At 39.5% G+C, this 19,592-nt stretch carries 16 protein-coding genes; 10 read left to right on the forward strand and 6 right to left on the reverse strand.

Going from position 1 to position 19,592, the window contains the following annotated elements:
• The first annotated feature begins 4 nt into the window (after positions 1 to 4).
• Positions 5 to 355, forward strand: coding sequence for a DCC1-like thiol-disulfide oxidoreductase family protein (locus LEP1GSC199_RS10795; protein WP_002982681.1), 351 nt, complete (start codon positions 5 to 7; stop codon positions 353 to 355).
• On the opposite strand, the gene LEP1GSC199_RS10800 is transcribed toward LEP1GSC199_RS10795, so the two are convergent.
• From LEP1GSC199_RS10800 to LEP1GSC199_RS10810, 3 genes are read right to left on the reverse strand one after another with little or no spacing between them, the layout of a single operon-like run.
• Positions 345 to 1,022, reverse strand: coding sequence for an iron-containing redox enzyme family protein (locus LEP1GSC199_RS10800; RefSeq protein WP_002983000.1), 678 nt, complete (start codon positions 1,020 to 1,022; stop codon positions 345 to 347). The two genes, LEP1GSC199_RS10795 and LEP1GSC199_RS10800, sit on opposite strands and share 11 nt — an antisense overlap.
• Positions 1,019 to 2,014, reverse strand: a complete 996-nt coding sequence (locus tag LEP1GSC199_RS10805) for a D-alanine--D-alanine ligase family protein (RefSeq protein WP_002982453.1) — start codon at positions 2,012 to 2,014, stop codon at positions 1,019 to 1,021. Before LEP1GSC199_RS10805 ends, LEP1GSC199_RS10800 begins: the two co-directional genes overlap by 4 nt.
• Complete coding sequence (locus LEP1GSC199_RS10810) at positions 2,011 to 3,216, reverse strand: KamA family radical SAM protein (RefSeq protein ID WP_039926622.1); 1,206 nt, start codon at positions 3,214 to 3,216, stop codon at positions 2,011 to 2,013. Before LEP1GSC199_RS10810 ends, LEP1GSC199_RS10805 begins: the two co-directional genes overlap by 4 nt.
• A gap of 82 nt (positions 3,217 to 3,298) precedes the next feature.
• On the opposite strand from LEP1GSC199_RS10810, the gene LEP1GSC199_RS10815 reads away from it, so the two are divergent.
• Genes LEP1GSC199_RS10815 through LEP1GSC199_RS10825 form a run of 3 tightly spaced genes read left to right on the forward strand, consistent with a single transcriptional unit; the run spans position 3,299 to position 6,046 of the window.
• Positions 3,299 to 3,943, forward strand: a complete 645-nt coding sequence (locus tag LEP1GSC199_RS10815; RefSeq protein ID WP_002983038.1) for an HAD family hydrolase — start codon at positions 3,299 to 3,301, stop codon at positions 3,941 to 3,943.
• 34 nt (positions 3,944 to 3,977) lie between these two features.
• Positions 3,978 to 4,796 carry a GerMN domain-containing protein gene (locus LEP1GSC199_RS10820; RefSeq protein WP_002982701.1) on the forward strand — a complete coding sequence of 273 codons (819 nt, stop codon included), beginning with the start codon at positions 3,978 to 3,980 and terminating at the stop codon, positions 4,794 to 4,796.
• Between the two features lie 56 nt (positions 4,797 to 4,852).
• Positions 4,853 to 6,046 carry a GGDEF domain-containing protein gene (locus LEP1GSC199_RS10825; protein ID WP_002982521.1) on the forward strand — a complete coding sequence of 398 codons (1,194 nt, stop codon included), beginning with the start codon at positions 4,853 to 4,855 and terminating at the stop codon, positions 6,044 to 6,046.
• A 151-nt stretch (positions 6,047 to 6,197) separates the two neighbouring features.
• Here LEP1GSC199_RS10825 and mqnC read toward each other — a convergent pair whose 3' ends face one another.
• Positions 6,198 to 7,307: a cyclic dehypoxanthinyl futalosine synthase gene (gene mqnC / locus LEP1GSC199_RS10830; RefSeq protein WP_002983091.1), complete on the reverse strand. Its 1,110-nt coding sequence runs from the start codon at positions 7,305 to 7,307 to the stop codon at positions 6,198 to 6,200.
• A 123-nt stretch (positions 7,308 to 7,430) separates the two neighbouring features.
• Between mqnC and LEP1GSC199_RS10835 the strand changes: the two genes are divergently transcribed.
• Genes LEP1GSC199_RS10835 through LEP1GSC199_RS10850 form a run of 4 tightly spaced genes read left to right on the forward strand, consistent with a single transcriptional unit; the run spans position 7,431 to position 13,296 of the window.
• Positions 7,431 to 9,533 carry a (Fe-S)-binding protein gene (locus LEP1GSC199_RS10835; protein ID WP_002982586.1) on the forward strand — a complete coding sequence of 701 codons (2,103 nt, stop codon included), beginning with the start codon at positions 7,431 to 7,433 and terminating at the stop codon, positions 9,531 to 9,533.
• 23 nt (positions 9,534 to 9,556) lie between these two features.
• A complete protein-coding gene (locus LEP1GSC199_RS10840) occupies positions 9,557 to 10,450 on the forward strand; it encodes a FecR family protein (protein WP_002982431.1) in 894 nt (297 codons plus the stop codon).
• Positions 10,447 to 11,379 (forward strand): LBF_2017 N-terminal domain-containing protein, encoded by a 933-nt coding sequence (locus tag LEP1GSC199_RS10845; protein ID WP_002982871.1) that lies wholly within the window; start codon positions 10,447 to 10,449, stop codon positions 11,377 to 11,379. Before LEP1GSC199_RS10840 ends, LEP1GSC199_RS10845 begins: the two co-directional genes overlap by 4 nt.
• Positions 11,380 to 11,382: 3 nt before the next feature.
• Positions 11,383 to 13,296 (forward strand): SpoIIE family protein phosphatase, encoded by a 1,914-nt coding sequence (locus LEP1GSC199_RS10850; RefSeq protein ID WP_002982639.1) that lies wholly within the window; start codon positions 11,383 to 11,385, stop codon positions 13,294 to 13,296.
• Here LEP1GSC199_RS10850 and LEP1GSC199_RS10855 read toward each other — a convergent pair whose 3' ends face one another.
• On the reverse strand, positions 13,297 to 14,886 hold the full coding sequence (locus LEP1GSC199_RS10855) for a peptide chain release factor 3 (protein ID WP_002982353.1): 1,590 nt from the start codon (positions 14,884 to 14,886) through the stop codon (positions 13,297 to 13,299).
• Positions 14,887 to 15,015: 129 nt separating this feature from the next.
• Between LEP1GSC199_RS10855 and LEP1GSC199_RS10860 the strand changes: the two genes are divergently transcribed.
• Both LEP1GSC199_RS10860 and LEP1GSC199_RS10865 read left to right on the forward strand, forming a co-directional pair.
• Positions 15,016 to 17,049: a 6-bladed beta-propeller gene (locus tag LEP1GSC199_RS10860; RefSeq protein WP_002982408.1), complete on the forward strand. Its 2,034-nt coding sequence runs from the start codon at positions 15,016 to 15,018 to the stop codon at positions 17,047 to 17,049.
• On the forward strand, positions 17,030 to 19,066 hold the full coding sequence (locus tag LEP1GSC199_RS10865; RefSeq protein ID WP_002982465.1) for a tetratricopeptide repeat protein: 2,037 nt from the start codon (positions 17,030 to 17,032) through the stop codon (positions 19,064 to 19,066). The genes LEP1GSC199_RS10860 and LEP1GSC199_RS10865 overlap by 20 nt, the downstream gene beginning before the upstream one ends.
• Here the strand turns inward: LEP1GSC199_RS10865 and LEP1GSC199_RS10870 are convergent.
• Positions 19,023 to 19,583, reverse strand: a complete 561-nt coding sequence (locus tag LEP1GSC199_RS10870) for a hypothetical protein (RefSeq protein WP_002982356.1) — start codon at positions 19,581 to 19,583, stop codon at positions 19,023 to 19,025. The genes LEP1GSC199_RS10865 and LEP1GSC199_RS10870 overlap by 44 nt on opposite strands.
• Positions 19,584 to 19,592: the final 9 nt, after the last annotated feature.

Consider the following 19,592-nt stretch of genomic DNA (forward strand, 5'->3'; position numbering starts at 1 on the left):
GCTTATGCAAACTCCAAAATCTATATTAGTTTATGATGGAAACTGTGGATTTTGTACGCGGCTTGCCAAATCCATTCGAGAAAAAACAAACGAAAAGATAACCTTTGTTTCTTACCATAAACTATCAAAGTTGGAACTGGAATCTATCCATAAACAACTGACAAACGAACTCTGTGCGGGAGAGGTTCAGTTCATTGAAGAAGGAAATCGTTACCCTGGTTTTTTTGCAGTTAGACAAATCCTTTGGAAGATGGACCAATACAAATATTTTGCCTTTCTTTTGTATTTGCCCCTCATTCCTTTTTTAGGTATGGCTACTATGTATCTTTTGAAACGATTTCGTTCTAAACTTTAGTTAGTCGTTCTCTATCCAAACGAGAAAGTCCTGTATAAAAATCCTCTCTTGCAACAAGAGCGAGTAAATTTCCTTCCAACACTTGGTTTTTAGATTCTTCCGTAGTTGCTGTTTCTTCAATGAGTTCAAACATCCTTTGGCTATGACCTTCATCAGCATCCAAATTCACTTGGAAAAACTTCCCTTCAGGGAGGTCCATTTCAGTTTTTAATTTCCGATATGCATTTGCAATTTGCGAATATTCTAATTTTAGAAGGTATTCATTCGCTGGTCCTAAAGCTCCTAATCCATAAAAAAACCCTTTCCCAATTATGGATTCCATTTTATCCAAATAAGTTTTTGTTTCAGGTAGAAGTATATGATTGGAAAAGTCAAAGTTTAATTTTGTTAAAAACTCGGTAAGGATAGAAACATGGGTATCAGAAATTTTCCCTTCGCCTAATTCCCCCCATATATTTTCGACAAGGACGATCTTTGCATTTTGGTCTCTTGTTTTTGCTGCTACTTGCAAAAACCAATCCACAAAACCAATGGATACAAAGTATTCTTGGCTTAGCCATAAAATTAAGTCATTAAAACTCATAGAGATGTTTCGTTCTAATAACCACTTGGATGTAAGTACAGGATGGGTTTCCACATCCTTTTTTAAAGTTTCTATTAAGTTCATACGTTTCGATCCTTTGCATATTGATAACGAAAATGATGATTGTATTCTTCAAACCCCAACTCCAAACAATAGTTTAAAAGTTCAGCATAGGTTCTCCCCGTATTTTCCCATAACAAGGGCAAGGTGGAGTAAATGGATGAAAATCCAGGAGTGGCATTGACTTCCAGAAGGTAAACCTCTTCTTTTTCTAGTTTAAAATCCAAACGAATGTATCCGGAACTCCCTAAGAGCTCTGCCACCTTTAAGGAATAAAACTGGATTGAATTCGAGAGCTCCGAAGGTACATGGAAGTCTAATGATTCTACAAAACTTTCTTTGGATTTGACAAGGTCACTATAAACTGAACCGGGATAGTCCACAAAGGCTGGTGGGGTGGCTTGGTAATTGCCCTGGTTACCCAAAACAGCGATTGTTAATTCCCGATCGGACAAATAAGTTTCAGCAAGTAAACTTGGATATATTTCTAAGAGTTTGGATGTTACCCGCGCAAAATCCTCGTTCTGATCAATCCGATTATTTTCTCCGATGCCAAGACTCGAACCTTCCCCGTTAGGTTTTAGAAATAAGGGAAATGGAATCTTAGGAATGTCGTTTGGACTTAGGATAAGCTGCGAATCCGCAGTGGGAATTCCAAAAGATTTTAAAAATAATTTTGTTTTGTATTTATCTAGAGTTAAGGTTTGGACTGAAGCCGAACTTCCTGTATGCGGGATTGCCAAATATTCGCATAACGCAGGTATGTAAGCCTCTCGATTAGGAGAATGATATCCTTCGACGAGATTCCATACAATCCAGTTTTTTCTATCGTTTGGTGGGATGTTTGTTAAAACTGAGGCAATTTCAGTTGGATGAGATAAAACCGCAACATCATAGCCTAGTTTCCGAATGGTATCTTCCATATTCAGAATCGTTTCTTTTGATTCCCATTCTTGGCATAACTCTGGAGTCTTAGGATCATAAAGATCACAGGCCAAAACCACACTGCGCTTCATAATCCCAATTTCTCCCATAGAGAATCGCTAATGACGGGATAATAAGATTCTTTATCAGAACCAATAGGTTCAAAGGAAAGATGAATTTTTTTTGTGACTGCAGAACGGAAGGCATGTTGGCGCGTTTTCGGATAGTATCCTAAATACCAATTTGGTGCGATGGTGATCTTTCCGCCACCTCCAGGTAAATCATTTACAAATTGTGGAATTCCCATTCCTCCGATTTTTCCTCGCATATACTCTACAATTTCTATCCCACGAGCAAGCGGGGTTCGAAACCCCCTGGAACCTGGAATGAGTTCTGGATCATAAAGATAATAGGCGCGGACTCTCATCTCTAATAATTTTTTATGGAGACTGAGCATTACCTCTTCCTCATCATTAATTCCTTTTAATAAAACAGATTGGTTTCCCACAGAAACTCCGGCTTTTAACAACCGAAGGATGGCTTCCTTGGATTCTTTTGTACATTCTTTGGGATGATTGAACTGAGTGTTACAAAAAATGGATAGATTGTCATCATTATAGGTTTCTATGATTCTGCACAAGTTATCCGTTATGCGAAAAGGCAAGGTGACAGGATTTCTTGTCCCTAGCCTACATATTTTTACATGGGGAATAGAATGAAGTTCCGATAAAATCCACTCCAATCGAGAATCAGCTAAGTTCAGTGGATCTCCTCCACTAATCACAACATCTTCAATTTCTTTGTGATTACGAATGTAATCAAAGGCCTTTTCTAAATCTCCCTTTTCCATTCGTTCTTCACTGGAGGATACCTTACGACCCCGCATACAATGACGACAATACACACTACAAGAGTGGTTGGAAAATAAAAGCACCCGATTGGGATACATATGAGTGAGTCCACGAACAGGGCTTAGGCGTTCTTCATCTAAGGGATCAGCACTTTCTTCCGAAGAAAGGACTGCTTCTTCCGAGCGAGGAACAATCATCCTGCGAATCGGGCAACTGGGATCTAAAGGGTCTGAAAGCGCCAGGTAATATGGTGTTGTAGAGACATGCAGGCGGATGGTCTCACGAATTCCTATTTCTTCCGATTCTGTAAGCACAAAGTATTTTGAAAGGTCTTCGCCTTTAACTCTGTTTTGCAACTGTGAGGTAGGATCCGTCCAATTTGTCCGGGAAAACAACTCACTCCGCGCCTTAAGAACTTCTGATAAACTGCTTTGCACGAGCATAACTTCCAATTCCTTACTTGCCAAGAGACCGCCAAATTCTTTTCTGGTGGTAATGCAAGAAAACCGCCTGGGGGAAATCCGCATGGTCGCCTTCGATGTCGATGGGACCTTATTTTCCTCAGAATCCATAATCTTTAAGACCTATGTGCAGGCAATCGAAGAGTTTGCAAGCAAGACGGGAAAAATCACGTCCTTACCCAGTCATGACCAGATTATGAATGAAATTGGAAAACCAGTGCGAACGATTTTTGCGAATCTCTTGCCTGACCTTCCCGAATCCGAACGTGATATGATTTCTGGAAGAGTTCTAGACCTTCTCTGTGACGCCATCCGAAGCGGTGGTGGAGATTTTTATGCGGGAGTTGGATCCACCATCCATTATCTAAAAGAAAAGGGATACACCATCACTTGTGCATCCAATGGAAGAAAGGCCTATATCGAAACGGTTTTAGACACGGCAGGAGTTTTACAATACTTCGAACCAATCGTTGTCATCAACCAAGACACAATCCAGACCAAAGGTGAAATCCTTGCTGAATATGTTCGTAAGTACAATTTAGAACCGAGTTCCATTGCGATGATTGGCGACAGGCATAGCGATTGGGAAGCTGCCAGACAGACTGGCTGCCCTTTTGGATTTTGTACCTATGGCCACGGCCTTCCCGGCGAAATTCCCGATTTTGAATGGAAATTTGACGATTTACCGACCCTAAAAGAGTTTTTTTAAACCCTCTTTTTGTTCTTCCTCCGACATTTATAGTGTGGCGGTACTTCCCCAAATCCAAGAAGACAAATGGAAATCTTTACGCTATTTGCTTGGCGGAATTTTCCTTGTACTTGTTCTTATTGAAAAGTCTATGGGTTTTGATCCGAAAACGGGAGGAAATTTTTTTCCCAAACAAGGATTTCGGAACATAGGAAAGACCCAAGAGAAATCAAAATTTGCAGAGCCCACAGATCCTTTTACCAAAGAAAACTGGGAAGATGATTTGAATTGGGAAGAAGAAGTTCTCACACAGACTTTTCCTGATTCCGACCCCAAAACAAAACCACGCCAAAAATTAGTTGATGATACCATTCCTGAGATCACTCTTCCAGAAGACAGGTTCCCTGGTGCCGGCAAACGTCTGCAAGCGGACGCGGGTTACTTATCCGTTTATTTTTTGAAATTTTATGGAACAGGAAAAAATAGCCAATCGCAACTGGTAAAACTTTCGCGGGAATTCCCAGGGGGAGATCCCATTCCTTTTTTATTCCAAGAACTCACCAAAGGTCCGAACCCTGAAGAAAAGGGCAAAGGAGTCCTATCTGCTTTATCCAAACGTATCCGAATGGAGCCAAATTACCGATTGGAAAATGGAATTCTTCATATCTCTGTTTCCGAAGACATAAGTTACGGCGGGAGTATGGAGATTTTAAAAGACCGATTGGACCAAATCATTTTTACTATGGTAGGTAATTTTGGAATCAAAGCAGTCGTTCTTTATACCAATGGAGAACGAATTCGCACTTTGGGGAGTGATGGTTTGACGATCCCAGAAGTTCTTGCCAAATCCCAAAGAAAGGTAATCATTTTTTAATTTAGTAAATGGTTTACAGATGCTAGATTTACTGTATTCTGATTTTTGGTTCGCTCATGCGTAGGCATACATTCAAAAGGTATTTTTTTGTATTTCGTAAAATGTTTTTACGAACCTATCACCCGAGTTTCACCTCCACCAATATTTCTGACATCGGATCTTCTTTACAGATTTTCAGTGTGATGACGGCATTTACCTCTATCATCTCTCTCCTTTTTGTGGATTCTCTCGTGAGAACTAAAGAAGCTAGTTTCTGGATCGCTTTTTTTCGGATCTCCTCTCTTGCAATCTGTTTCGTTGTTTATCTCTTTGGTAGAAAAAGGGTCAAGTTATACCAAAAACATATCTATGGAATTACAAGTCTTGTTCTTATCGGACTCATACTACTCTATATTCCCATGATGGTATATGACAAACCGAACCATGCTTATTATTTATTTGGTTCTGCTATCGTTATTGCCAGTGCATCCATCCTATTATGGATTGAACCCTTTCGTATCCTTCTGTTATCCACTTTATATATTGCTGTTTTTATCCCTCTGCATTTGAACTTCTCTCGAAGCCAAGGGTTTGATCGTTTTATTTTTTACCAGGATGTACTCATAGTTTCGTTTTTACTCGCATTCGGATTTGTAGCAAACCTTCTCATCAACTATTGGCGATTTGAAGAATACCGAGTCAAAGCTAGACTTCGAATCACAGTTGGAAAATTACTTCGTATCAACCAAAAGATAGAAGATTTGTCTCGAGTGGACTCAATGACTGAGCTCTTTAACAGGCGTCATTTGTTAGAACAATTTGATCTCTATAAAAAAAGATCCAACCGCGAAGGTTTTATCATAGGACTTGTGATTTTGGACCTAGACCGCCTAAAAGCGATTAACGATAAATACGGTCATAAACAAGGGGATCTTGCCATCCAAGCTTTTGCCAAAACGGTAAAGTCAAGGACAAGGATTACAGACATTGCGGCAAGGATCGGTGGGGATGAATTTTGTTTACTCGTCTCACCAATCGATAAAGAAGGATTACAAGTTCTTGCCGAATCCATCCGCGAAAAATTGGAACGTTTGCAAATCCCGATCCACAACCAACCAGGCGAATCTCTTACCTTGACGGTCTCGATTGGAGCCACACTCTTTCGTGCAGAAGACGATCCGAGTTTTGACGAACTCTATCACAAAATCGATACCGCCCTCTACACCTCAAAAAACGAAGGCAGAAATCGAATTACCCTGATCGAATCGTAAAAAAATGATCGACAAGTTTTCGAAATCTCTAAATACTTGAAATTGAGACTGATTCTCAGTTTATGTCCATTACGGATAAGGTGTAAAATTTCGAAAGATGGGGCGAACACCCCATCTTTTTTTTATCAAAAAAAGGGGCGACTCTGAAAAATCAATCCACTCCCACTTGGTTGCAATCGTATTCTTCCTCATAAAGTAAATTCCTGCGGATCGGTTGGAACCCCCCTTCTTTCAAGAATTTTCTGGCTTCCTTTTCTGTTTTGAGTCCAAAGGAACGAAGGACATTTTCTTCGATTACCACAGAGGAAATATCATCAGCTCCCGAATACAAAGCGAGTTGCCCCACACCTTTTCCAAGAACCATCACGGAAGTTTCCATGTGTTTGATATTATCCAAAAAGATGCGGCAGATCCCAAGAACCTTGAGGTATTCATGAGTCGGAACAGGCCTTACTTTAAAACGTTTGGTTTGTGGTTGGAAGGTCCAAGGAATAAAGGATAAAAATCCACCAGTGCGGTCCTGGAGGTCACGAACCACAGTTAAGTGTTCAATTACTTCCTCTTCTGTTTCCTCCGAACCAAAAACAACATTGGCTGATCCGAGAAGTCCCACTTCATGGCAAGTTTCCATGGCTCGTACCCATTCCGAAACAGTGGCTTTTTTGGGAGATATGATTTGGCGCATTCTTTCGGTTAAAATTTCCGCACCAGCACCGGGAACCGAATCAAGCCCAGCTTCTTTCAGAATCAAAAGCACTTCTCTTAATGGCTTTCCAGTGATCGTTTCTAAATTGATGATTTCTACCGGGGAAAAGGCCCGAATGTGCATCTTAGGATATTTCGATTTAACCGTGCGAATCACATCCAAGTAATAATCGAAAGGTAGTTCTGGATACACTCCCCCCTGCAGGAACATTTGGTCTGCGCCTTCTTCCACAGCGTAGTCCATTTTTTGTAAGATATCCTCTTTCGAGAGAACATAACCTTTTCCATTCCCAATTTCATCCATAAAGGAACAAAAACTGCATTCTACGTTACAATAGTTCGTATAATTCACAACTCGGAACATGGTGTAACTGGCTTCTGTATGGGGCCTTACCTTTTCACGTAAGTACCGAGCCACCATCTGGATTTTTAAGAAATCACCTTCCTTGTAGAGGACAAGAGCCTCCTCGGGGGAAATGCGTTTGCCTTGAACTGCATCCAAAAGGACGGAATCAGCAGGGTCGCTCGGGCTAAGGGAAAAAGAAGCTAAATTCATGATCTCTACCTACTTGGACAGGAAATCTGCTTACAGATCCCTGTAAAAACCGAATTTTCCTGGACATTCATTTTTCTATACAAATCCTAGGAAATACCAAACACCTTAAGGGCATAAACATAAATGGATATCGGAAGAATCATCTTTCACCTATTATTCACAGCTTTTTTCGTCGTGGCAAACGTTGTGTTTGTCCGCGCCATCCTTTACAGGCTCGGATTGATCTTCAATGGTCGTCCTGCATTCTTCAATGAAGATGCAAAAAAGAACCTTAACATCGGATTCCGCCTAAAGAGCTTTCTGATCAACGTCGTCCTCCAAAAGAAAAATTTCAGGGAACCTGTGCGCGGAATCATGCACGCATTTGTATTCTACGGATTCCTAGTCTATACCATCCATACAACAAGCCAAATGGTTGCCGGTATTTTTGGTTATGTAATGGACGACCCTTACAAGTTTGCACTTCCCAATTTCCTCTTTGGCGAAGCAGCGAATCATATTTACGAACAAGCAGTCAATTATGTATCCATCCTCGTTTTAACTGGTCTCGGTTTTTTCGCTTGGAGACGTTGGATTAAAAAAGCAAAAGGTTTGGATGTTCACTCTCCCGCTTCTGCGATTGTCATCAGTATGATTGCCACTCTTATGGTCACCACCTTACTTGGAAATGGTGCAAAGACCGTTGCAGCAACTTATTTCACACATGCGGGACTGATTGATGGAGCCATTGGAAAACTTTGGGAATCCATCGGTGTTGCTAATTCCAATGCGGACATTGTGTTCCAAATCATGTGGTGGGGCCATATCCTTACTGTGTTCTCGTTTATGTTGTATGTTCCTACATCAAAACACGCGCACTTAATTTTTGCTCCTTTTAACTACTTCCTAGCAACAGACACTCCTAAAGGTCAACTTTCCAAACTCAACTTAGATGATGAAAATGCAGTTTGGGGATCCAACCGTGTGGAAGATTTTCCTTGGCCAAACCTACTCGACGGTATGTCTTGTATTGAATGCGGTCGTTGCCAAGTGGAATGCCCAGCAAACAGAACAGGAAAAGTTCTAAACCCAAAAGCCATCATTGTAGAACTCAAACACCAAATGTTAGAGAAAATGCCAGAAGTGGCAGCTGCCCGTGCTGGAAAAACTCCTGAAGAAGGTGCAGAAGCAGTTGCTGCTTTAGAGACCGGAGTGATCAACTCACATGAAGGTTTAAGTGAAGAAGCACTTTGGGGATGTACTACTTGTTATGCGTGCGTAGAAGCATGCCCTGTTGGAAACAACCAAGTGAATGCCATCATCGAAATGCGCCGTCACTTAGTTCTTGCAGAATCAAAAATGAGTCCAGAACTTCAAAAAGCCTTCACAAACATGGAAAACAATTCCAATCCATGGGGTGTGGGAGCTCATACAAGAGCAGACTGGGCACAAGGTTTGAATGTAAAAGTTCTTTCCGAAGCCGAAGACAAAAACGTAGACGTACTCTATTGGGTAGGTTGTGCGGGTGCTTTTGATGAAAGAAACAAAAAGATCTCTCGTGACTTTGTTAAAATCATGCAAAAAGCAGATGTAAACTTTGGTATTCTTGGAACAGAAGAAGGATGTTCGGGAGATTCGGCGCGCCGCGGTGGTAACGAATATCTCTACCAAACTTTAGCACAAACCAACGTAGACACAATTAATGGTTACGGAATCAAAAAAATCGTAACTGCTTGTCCACATTGTTACAACACAATCAAAAACGAATACCCTCAGTTTGGCGGAAACTTTGAAGTCATCCACCACTCAGAATACATCAACCAACTTTCTAAAGATGGTAAAATTGATGTGAAGGTAGCTGACGATGCCAACACCGGAAAATACACTTACCACGACTCTTGTTACATCGGTCGTTATAACAACAATTACGATAACCCTCGTGATGTTGTGAAAAAAGTATCCGGTGGAAAAATCGAGGAAGCTGTCGACCATCACTCCAAAGGACTTTGTTGTGGAGCGGGTGGAGCGCAGTATTGGATGGAAGAACATGTGGATGAATCCAATCCAGAAAGTATGCGTGTGAATAGCAAACGTACAGGTCAACTCTTGGATACGGGTGCAACAACCATCGCTACGGCTTGCCCATTCTGTATCACGATGATTACAGATGGTGTGAAAGCTGCAGAAAAAATTGATTCCGTAAAAGTAAAAGACATTGCGGAACTTGTAGCCGAGAATATCGACTAACAAGATTTAAGTTTGAGGAAAAAATGAAATTTCAGAATTTCCTCAAACTGATTTCTATTTTTCCATTGAGAAGGTGGGAGGAAACTTCCACCTTTCCCGTTTTAATCCAAACTCTTCTCAATCAAAAAATCCGATTCGCATCTATTATCTTCTTTTTTTTCCTTTCTCCCATTCATCCAGAATCAAAACAACAGAGGATCCAACCACCCGAAGGTGATGGAATTACCATCATTGTAGAAAAAGGACAAACCTTAAGTATCATCTCCAAAACTTATTTGGATGATCCAAGAAAATGGAAAGAACTCTTAAAATCCAACCAAATAGAAAATCCCAATCTAATTATCCCTGGAATGAAGTTGTGGATTCCAAAAAGTTTAGGGAAAAAACCATTAGCAGACATCCAAAGATATACAGGAAAAACAGAGGTTCTCAAAGTTTCTCAGAAACAATCAGATTGGGCAGGGGCCAATGTCGGTGAAGGCCTGTATACAAAAGATGAAGTGAGGACCTTCAAGGAATCAGAAGCACAATTCCTTTTACTTTCTGGATCTCGCTTTGAAATCACAGAAAATAGCCATATCATAATGGAAAAAGGAAAATCGGACTCCGAACCGGATGAACTTTATCTCCGCAAAGGGAGAATTCGCTCCATCATCCAAAAAAAACCATCGTCTAACCAACGTATGTTTCTTCTACGAACGGATGCTGCGGTATCAGAAGTAAAAGGAACTGACTTCATTACGGAAGTTGACGGATCTGGAAACACTACTCTCAGCTGTTACGAAGGATTAGTTGCTGTCAGTGCCCAAAATGTGACTGTGAATGTGGCCTCGGGATTTGCCACTTATGTGGAAAAAGGTAAACCTCCTTTAAAACCCTTTGCTCTACCAGATCCGCCGAAGCCCAAAGAAGAATGAAAACTTCATTTAAGATTTTCACCTTTATACTTCTTTTATTTGGGACTACTTTCCCTATCTTTTCGGAATCAAAAACAATTCTATTGATTTTAGAGCCAGAACGTGATGACATCATCCAATATGAATTTGAATTATGGAAAGGGACATCTTTTGATTTAGAAATTCCATTTCGAGTGGTAGCAAACCCTGGGAAAATCCAACTCTATATTCCCAATGGGTATGAATACTTTCGCATCCGTGCTGTTGCCAAACGCCAAGTGCGCGGGTTTTGGACTGAATTATTCGAAGTAAATTCCTTTGGGAAAAACAGGCCAAAAGAGACCACTAAGTTTGTATCTAAGAAACCGATGAAAACGGATGTGCTCATTCCCATCCCCACAAAGGATGGAAGCAGTCACTTTTATCTAACAGAAAGTAAAATCCAAGTAAAACCAGTGACCAAAGAATCCTTAAACTCATCGGTTCGTTATCGTTTGAATAGAGGTCCCTGGAAAGTGACAGAAATTCCAGAATTTTCCTTTTCTAAGGATGGAGATTACCGATTGGAATACCAAGTGACCAATGAACTTGGTATTTCGGATTCTATGCAGGTTTGGGAATTTAGTGTGGACAATACACCACCAAACACGGAACTTCTTTGGGAACCAAATACCCATATAAACAAGGGCAAAATTTATATATCGGCAAATACAAATCTCAAACTTCAATCTTTTGACTTAGGATCGGGAGTGGATGTGATTCGGTTTCGTAGCTCTTGTGGAACTAGTCCAAAGAGCAAATGGTATCTTTGGGATCATAAGAATTCTTGGAATGAGTTAGTAAAATCTTGTGTTAAAGATTTGGAAGTGGAAATTTCTGCCACCGATCGCTTAGGAAATGAAGAAATTCCGAAGAGAATTCTAATCAAACAAACGAACCAGGAAAACTAACTCGTGTATTATGTTAGATGGTTTCGGGAATTGTATGGAAATTTTTTATTTGTAATCAAAACAAAGTCCTTTCTTAAGTTATTTCTCTCTATTGTCACTTTTCTAATTGTTCCCTATTTCCTATTAGTTGCATCCATGATTCACTCGCAATACAGAGAAGCACTGGACTGGAACCAAAGGTTTCAATTGATTCGAATCCAACTCCTTGCCATTGATTTAGAAAACCAAATCAGAGAAGTAATCAATTCGGATCTTATGGAAAGAAGGACCATCGGCATCCTTTCACCCTCAGACTTCGAGAGAGTGAGTAAAAACTGTAATCCCTTGACCCATAACCGAAAAGATTTACAAGAATTAACTCTTGTGAGTTGCAAACTGGATTCAGAGGAAAAATCTTATCTTTTTGTTTTTGACGGTAAACAGATTTCTATTCACTCCGCAAAATTTCTGGAAGATTCGCTCCTAGACTCTCCCTTTAGTGATCCCAATGAAGGACTCTTTGTCCTCAATAGTGATGGGAACTTTGGAATTTCAGGATTTATTGAGGACGATTTTTTAGTCTCAGAATTTTGGAAAAAAGATGTTCAGTCCTCTCTGCAAATCCGGTCCAACTTGCCGACTCTGCATGAGACACGGAAAGAAGAAATGGATTTTTTTGTGGTTAGTTTTCCCATGTATGGACTTCCCCTTCACCTATTTATTGTTAGTCCAAAGGAATTGGTTCTTATTACAATAAAAGATTCGTTAAAGAAGAATGTTGTGATATTGTTTACTCTATTTGTATTCTCTTTTGTATTTTCTATTGTGATCACTCTCAGAGAAATCGAATCTAAACAAAAATTAAGACTTCTTTTACAAGAGTTCCCCCATGCCGCTATCCTATTTGACCCCAAAGGGAAAATACTATTAGAAAATGTCGAGATCGAACCAAAACTTTTGGTAACTGAACTGTATCGGGACCAACTTTCGATTAAGGAATGGATTGAAAAAGAGGTTAGTTCTTTCTTAAAATCAGTTTCCAAAATCCAGAATGACCAAACAAAACTTAGGCGAGAAGAATCAGAATTTTATTCGGCGGATGGTTCCGTTTATCTCATTGAATTTACATACCAACTCTGGTATTTGGAACAAAAATACCAATATGCTAGTGGGGCTCTAGTTCTTGTCCAAAACGTAACCAAAAAACGCCAAGAATTTGAAAAGGAAATGGAATATGCGAAGGATTTACAAAAGAAATACCTTCCCAATCGAATTATCATTTTACCCCATTTGGACTATGAAGTTTTATACAAACCACTCATCCAAGTGGGTGGGGATTATTATGACTATATTGATTTAGGAAACAACCGATCCATTTTTGCAATAGGAGATGTCATTGGTCATGGTGTGAAGGCAGCCATGATGATGACTGTACTTCGTGTTTTGTTTCATCAAATTGTTAAAACAGAATCCGATCCCGAAAGAATCCTTAGTAGAATGAATGAAGGGGTATCTACAAATTTTCCAGATCCTTATGCTTTCGTTCCCTTTATCTTTTTGTTGTTTGATTTCAATAAGAATACTGTGCAGTACGGAAACGCAGGACATCCAGGAATGTTATACCAATCGAAGTCAGATATGAGTTGTCCTGAAAAACTAAATCCAATGTTTGGAATGATCCAAAGTATGGAGCCAAAGATTCTAGAATTCCCCATCGTAAAAGGAGACAGATTTTATCTTTTTACCGATGGATTAAAAGATGTAGAAAATTCTAAACAGGAAAAGTTATGGGAAAATGAACTTGTCCAGTTTTTTTCTTCCATGGGGGCAAAACACATGTCCCTTATCAAACAAGAATTAGAGTTAAAGATAAGCTCCTATAGCGAAGGAATTCCCTTTTTAGATGATATCACCTGGATCGGGATTGAAGTGATCTAATTAGTCTTCTAAAGGAGGATTGTCTAAAAGTTCTATTCCTTCATTATTCTTGTGAAAATAATTCATATCCCATTCCGTATCAAAAAGGAGAGCCATATTTCCAAATAAATCCTCCACCAAATTAGCATTTGATGGGATTTTGGACCTGTCTTCTTTTTTTACCCAACGAGAGATTCCATAAGGAAGGATATGGATAGAAGTTTCTGCACCATATTCATCTTTGAGGCGGCGTTGGAAAACTTCAAACTGGAGTTTCCCCATAGCACCGATGATGGGGACACCACCACCAATCGTTCGTGAGGTGAAAAGGTGAAGGATTCCCTCTTCTGCCAATTGATCGAGGCCTTTCTTAAAAGACTTCAATTGTAAGGTGTCCTTACAAGAAATGGTAGCAAAAAGTTCTGGTGCAAAACTAGGAAGGGATCGTAAAGGCGGTGTATTCCCTGTAGACAAGATGTCCCCAATTTTATAAGTTCCAGGATTTACAAGTCCGATGATATCTCCCGGATAGGCAGTATCCACAGTGTTTCTGTCCTGGCCAAAAAAAGCAAAACTGGAAGAAAGTTTGACTGGTTTGTCTAAGCGGTTATGATTTACGTTTAATCCACGTTCAAAGACACCCGAACAAATCCGAAGGAAGGCAATCCGGTCCCGATGCGCCTTATTCATGTTAGCTTGAACTTTAAACACAAAAGCACTAAAAGGTGCATTGATGGGATCTAAATAGTTTCCATCGCGAAGGGGAATGTGGTCAGGACCAGGAGCCAATTCCAAAAATTTATTTAAAAAAAGTTCGATCCCAAAATTATTTACCGCCGAACCAAAGTAAACCGGGGTTTCTTTACCAAGTAAAAACATATTTTTGTCTACTTTCCCAATTCCATTTTCGACTAGATCAATCTGTTCCCGAAAAGCAGTCACAATTTCTGCATCAAATTGTTCATCAAGACTCGGATCATTGGGACCTGCCATACGAAAGACTGCCTTTTGTTTTCCACCAGGAGTTCGATCAAACAAATACAGTTGTTGGTCGCGAAGGTCATAAACCCCTTTAAAATCAAAACCGGTTCCGAGTGGCCATACATCAGGTACAGCTTTGATTCCAAGAACCTTTTCAATTTCATCCAAAAGTGCATACAGGTCCTTAGTCGGTCTGTCCATTTTGTTGATAAAAGTAATGATGGGAATTCCACGGTCTCGACAAACGCGGAAAAGTTTGATGGTTTGGGGTTCGACCCCTTTACCAGCATCCAACACCATCACGGCTGTATCTGCCGCCATAAGGGTTCTGTATGTGTCCTCTGAGAAGTCCTCGTGACCAGGGGTGTCCAAAAGATTTAAGATGCTATTTTTGTATTCAAACTGTAGGGCAGCCGAAGTGATCGAAATCCCCCTCTCCTTTTCCATTGCCATCCAATCAGAGGTTGCCGACTTCCCTTCCTTTTTGGCCTTAACCGCGCCGGCAAGTTGAATCGCACCTCCGTAAAGAAGGAGTTTTTCAGTGAGTGTGGTTTTCCCCGCATCAGGGTGAGCAATGATGGCAAAGGTCTTTCGGCGGCGGACTTCTCTTTCTATGAGTTCGGGAGACATAACTTGGGTTCCATGCTGTCTAAATTTAAGATTCTGTCGAGAATAAAGAGAAAACCACAATCCGAATCCTAAGGAATGGGTTGACTTACAGATTATGTCCCATTAGATTGGGGTTGGAGGGACGTGTCTTTGAGAAAATACTTATCGTTTTTCTTTCTATTGGTGAGCACACAAATTTTCCCTCTGGACTTTCCCAACTTTTCCTTGGGGGAAGAGAATGCCAAGGAAGAATTCAAACGAGGCCTGACCTATAAAAATTTAAGAGAATATTCTGCGGCCAAGGAACGTTTTCAAAAAGCCGTGAATTTAAAAAAAGATTTTCACTTGGCAAGGTTGGAACTTGCAAACAATTACTATCTGTTAGGTGAGTGGGAAGAAGCATTAGACGAGTTAGAAATTCTTGCTTCCAAAGCAAAAAACGATCTTTTAATCATCAATAAAATAGAAGCACTTCGTTTAGCCATCGCTGGTGGTGTTACCGATAAAGAAAAATTTTATTTCAAAACCATTGAAGGAGATTCCATTCGTGGTTACCGGTTTCGTAATCCAGTGGACATTACCTTTGACGAAGATGGAAACTTCTATGTTGCAGGTTTTGATACTTCCAATATCATTAAATTCAATGCCGCAGGATCTGCACTTTCGAACTGGCGCGGGGGAATCACAAGAAAGCTGGAACGTCCGGTTTCTTTAGCCTATTACAACCAGAAAATCTACGTTGCCGATTTTGCACGAGATGAAGTATTACTTTTTGACCTATCAGGAAGTTTTATTTCCTCACTTGGTGGTTCAGGAAAAGGACAAGGGCAATTTCGAGGACCCTCTTCTCTTTCTATTGATCCCAGTGGAAATCTTTTTGTCGCTGATTCCGGAAATGCCAGGATTCAGAAATTCAATGCCAATGGAAAATTTGTTTTAGAGTTTCAAGGTTCTGGAAATTCCCAATTGGGGAATCCTTCGGGCCTCACAGTCCATGAAGGAAAAATTTACGTTGTGGATAAAGAGAATCTTCGTGTGGTTATTTTTGATGGTGATGGTAATACATTAAGCACAATCGAAAAACCAGAGTGGAAAAAACCAAGAAGTGTTCGTATTCTAGAGAATCAAATTTATTTAACAGACGAAATCACTGGAATCTGGACCTATTCTCTGTTAAATGGTGAGTGGAAACAACTAAGTAAATTTCGTGACAAAAAGGGAGTGTATCGAGTTTTGTTTCGCCCTTTTTCGACAAATATGGATTCAACAGGCAGTTTATATTTTGTTGATTTCGGAAAACACCGAATTGATATATTTTCTCAAAAAAACCACCTACTCTCTAACTTAGATTTAAAAATTGAATCCATTGATACCTCTGGATTTCCAGACATCCATATTTATACCCGGGTTCGTAACCGTGCCGGTAAAGAAATCGTAGGAATTGACCGGTTGAGTTTTCGGATTTTTGAAAACGACAATATGACACCTCTCTTTTCGTTAGCAAATAAAAATAAACTAAACGACAAACTTACAGTTGCTATTGTATACGAGAACAGTGATGGTTTGAAAAAGGCTAAATTATCGCTGGAAGATGGACTTTTTCCTTTTTTTCGTTCCCTTCGAGATACAGATAAAATATCTCTCTACCGTGCCGGGAAGGATAGCAATTTGATTCTTTCGGAAACAGTATCTTTACGTGAAATCCTAGCTAAAATTAGAGATAATGTATCGGAAGAAAAATTTAATTTTGGAAAAGCAAGCATTGCCGCCTTACAAAAATTATCCTTAGAGACGGGTCCGAAGGCACTGGTTTATTTGGTTTCTGGAGAAAGTAGAGAAGATAGTTTTTACCAGTACCAAAAGTCACGTATTGTTGCCTTTGCCAAAGCACATTCAATTCCTATCTATATTTTGACGGTGAATCCTAATCCAACACTTGAAGAAACCTGGTCTGATATGACTGGTCCAACAAATGGGCGCTACATAATACTCGATGGTGAAGGAGAAGAAAGGGAATTATATAAAAAATTAAAATCTCATACAGACTATCGCTACATTCTTTCCTATAAGACAGATACGAATCCTGAACTGATTAATCGTTATATCAAGTTAGCAATTGGCGTGGAACACAGAGGAGTCAAAGGTCGTGATGAAGGAGGATACTTTGTTCCAGAACCTCGTTAATTTGAAAATTTTATTCCTGTTTGTAACTGGTCTATTGATATCAGTTTCTTTATTATACGCAGAGACTACTACTTTAGAAGATATTACAGATGGAAAACGGTATCAATCGGAAAACAATTGTAGAAAGGCAATTCAGCTTTATCAGTCTGCCCTTCAAAAAAATGGCAACTCAATCGATGCTAAGTTAGGAGTTGCGGATTGTAGCTTTCGATTAGGTGCCTTCCGAGAAAGTAAAAAGTTCTATCTTGAAATCCTAGAAAGAGAACCAAAACATATTCTTGGGATTATAGGTTTATCTGAAATCTATTTACGTGATTCTGATTTTGCCGCAATAGCTAAGTTGATTGACCCATTGCTCGTTGAATTTCCGAACCATACTGGTTTACGAATTACTGAAGCAAAATCCTTACAGAAACAAGGAAAGTTAGATTCCGCCATTTATAAAATCAAAACATTGGCTAATCGACTTGATGAGCCGGCTGATTTATTGTTAATGTTAGCTGAGCTTTATTTTACTAAGCAAAATTATAATAACTCTTATATTGCAATCGATTCTTATACAAAAAAAGAACCTAACGATGCTGATGGATTTGCATTTAAAGCGAAAGTGCTTTTATACCAAAACTATTTTTATCCCAATCAATTGAAGTCGGTTCTTTCTCTTGTAGAGGAGGCACTACAAAATTCCATTAACTTAGATCCAAAAGGAGAAAAGGCGAGATTCTTTTCTGTATACCATGATATTATTCTCGCAAATCAAACTGCTGACAAAGAAATTAAAAAACGTGCCTTCCGAACCATCTACGAACTAGCCAGAGAATTTCCAGAAAACCAACTTTACCATAGTTTGGAAGCAAATTTGGCATGGGAACTTGGAGAAACAAAATTTGCCACTTACCACTACCGTAGAGCATTGCAATTAGATGACTTAGACGAAATTTTGCGTTTTGAAGCGGAAGAATATACGATTGCCTTCGAAAAGGAAGAATCCAAATTACGAAGAGAATTGGGAGATTATAGAAGAGATCGTTTTTATTCAGAAAAACACTCGTTGTACCATAAAAGTTCCTTATTCCATTTGAAACGATCAAAAGACCTTAGTCCACAAACGCCGGTTATTCGGAAGGAATTATTAGAATTTTATAACCAAACGGGAGAAGCAGTAAAATATACGAATTTATTACTTCGTCTTAGAGAAGAAGATCCAAATTCTTTCAAACTTCAAAACAAACTGGAGTTTTCTATCAAAAATCTAAAAGAATCGATAGAATTCAGAGAAGGTTATCTCCAAATAGATCCCAATGCGATCCAGGAAAATACAGTCCGTTTCAGTCCGGAAGTATATGTTTTTGACCTGGAATCCAGTTTGGCGTTCCCCTATCACCTACAAGCGGGAAGACTTTTGGCTGAGGCTTTTCGATACAATTTAAAGCAGATACAAGCTGTAAGAGTTGTAGATGGTGATGAGTTAAAACATATACGAACTTTACTCAAAGAATCTAATTACCATCCTTTTTCGCAAACCCTTCCATTTACAATTGATAACCTTCACCTTCTAGATGTAAAAAGAAAAAATGCATCTAAGATTCGTTATATTGTCCACGGAAGGTATCAAATCAAAGACGGAGACATTCGTCTTGATGTATCCGTTTATGACAGAGATAGTTTGAGGGATATTGCCACTTGGTCGACCAACCAACGAGGCCGAGATAGTCTACCTACTGTCATACACCGCATCGCAGAACGTATCAAAGACTTACTGCCCAAAGAAGGGAAGATTTTAAAAGTCAAAAAAGATGAAGTGATTGTTTCTCTTGGGAAAGATGATGGATTAAAGAAAGATTCAAAATTAGAATTCCAGAGAAAAGGAAAAATCTTATTTCAAGGTGAAATTACTGAACTTGGCAAATCGATTTCTTCTGTGAAACCAAGTGTCCGTGGATGGGAAAAGGAACTCGCAACAGGAGACGATGTCATTCTGCCCAAGGACTCTCGTACAGAGAAGACAGATAAGTAAGAAGATCCTCGGAAATTTTCTCTTCTTTCTCTTTAGTTAGGTTTGGAATTTCTAATTGGCAAATATTTCCTTCTAGATAAATCGAAAGAACTCCTTCTCTCTGAAAACAACGCGATAAAACTGGACGCAAACGAAGAAAATCTTTAGCTTCTAAATAAATGGGTTCTTTGGTAAATGTATAGTTAGAAATGACTTTGTGGATTTCTGGCCTTGGTGTTTTTTCCCATTCCAAATCTATATTTGGGTAAAAATAAAAATTACCGGAATCGAACCTAAGTTCTCCCAAAGAAAGGACGTTCTTGGTACCTGCCTCCTGCAAGCGCACCAAACCAGAATCAGAACTAGTTTTGTCCGCAAATTCAACTAAAACAGATCCTACTCCTTTCTGATTGTGTTCCAAAGTTAGGACCAAAACCTGAGTTTTCCCTAGTTTCTTTGACTCAGCATCAATTCGTTCTTTGGCATCTTCGGAGATTCTTAACATCTGTTTCTTTTTTTTAAAGGGAAACCAAATCATTTTGAAATC

It is taken from the genome of Leptospira vanthielii serovar Holland str. Waz Holland = ATCC 700522, from assembly GCF_000332455.1.
Lineage (GTDB): Bacteria > Spirochaetota > Leptospiria > Leptospirales > Leptospiraceae > Leptospira_A > Leptospira_A vanthielii.

Excerpts from the sequence above, each read along its gene's own strand:
- LEP1GSC199_RS10795 (WP_002982681.1), top strand. The coding sequence starts at position 5 with ATGCAAACTCCAAAATCTATATTAGTTTATGATGGAAACTGTGGATTT.
- LEP1GSC199_RS10800 (WP_002983000.1), bottom strand. The coding sequence starts at position 1,022 with ATGAACTTAATAGAAACTTTAAAAAAGGATGTGGAAACCCATCCTGTA.
- LEP1GSC199_RS10805 (WP_002982453.1), bottom strand. The coding sequence starts at position 2,014 with ATGAAGCGCAGTGTGGTTTTGGCCTGTGATCTTTATGATCCTAAGACT.
- LEP1GSC199_RS10810 (WP_039926622.1), bottom strand. The coding sequence starts at position 3,216 with ATGCTCGTGCAAAGCAGTTTATCAGAAGTTCTTAAGGCGCGGAGTGAG.
- LEP1GSC199_RS10815 (WP_002983038.1), top strand. The coding sequence starts at position 3,299 with ATGGTCGCCTTCGATGTCGATGGGACCTTATTTTCCTCAGAATCCATA.
- LEP1GSC199_RS10825 (WP_002982521.1), top strand. The coding sequence starts at position 4,853 with ATGCGTAGGCATACATTCAAAAGGTATTTTTTTGTATTTCGTAAAATG.
- mqnC (WP_002983091.1), bottom strand. The coding sequence starts at position 7,307 with ATGAATTTAGCTTCTTTTTCCCTTAGCCCGAGCGACCCTGCTGATTCC.
- LEP1GSC199_RS10835 (WP_002982586.1), top strand. The coding sequence starts at position 7,431 with ATGGATATCGGAAGAATCATCTTTCACCTATTATTCACAGCTTTTTTC.
- LEP1GSC199_RS10840 (WP_002982431.1), top strand. The coding sequence starts at position 9,557 with ATGAAATTTCAGAATTTCCTCAAACTGATTTCTATTTTTCCATTGAGA.
- LEP1GSC199_RS10845 (WP_002982871.1), top strand. The coding sequence starts at position 10,447 with ATGAAAACTTCATTTAAGATTTTCACCTTTATACTTCTTTTATTTGGG.
- LEP1GSC199_RS10855 (WP_002982353.1), bottom strand. The coding sequence starts at position 14,886 with ATGTCTCCCGAACTCATAGAAAGAGAAGTCCGCCGCCGAAAGACCTTT.
- LEP1GSC199_RS10870 (WP_002982356.1), bottom strand. The coding sequence starts at position 19,583 with ATGATTTGGTTTCCCTTTAAAAAAAAGAAACAGATGTTAAGAATCTCC.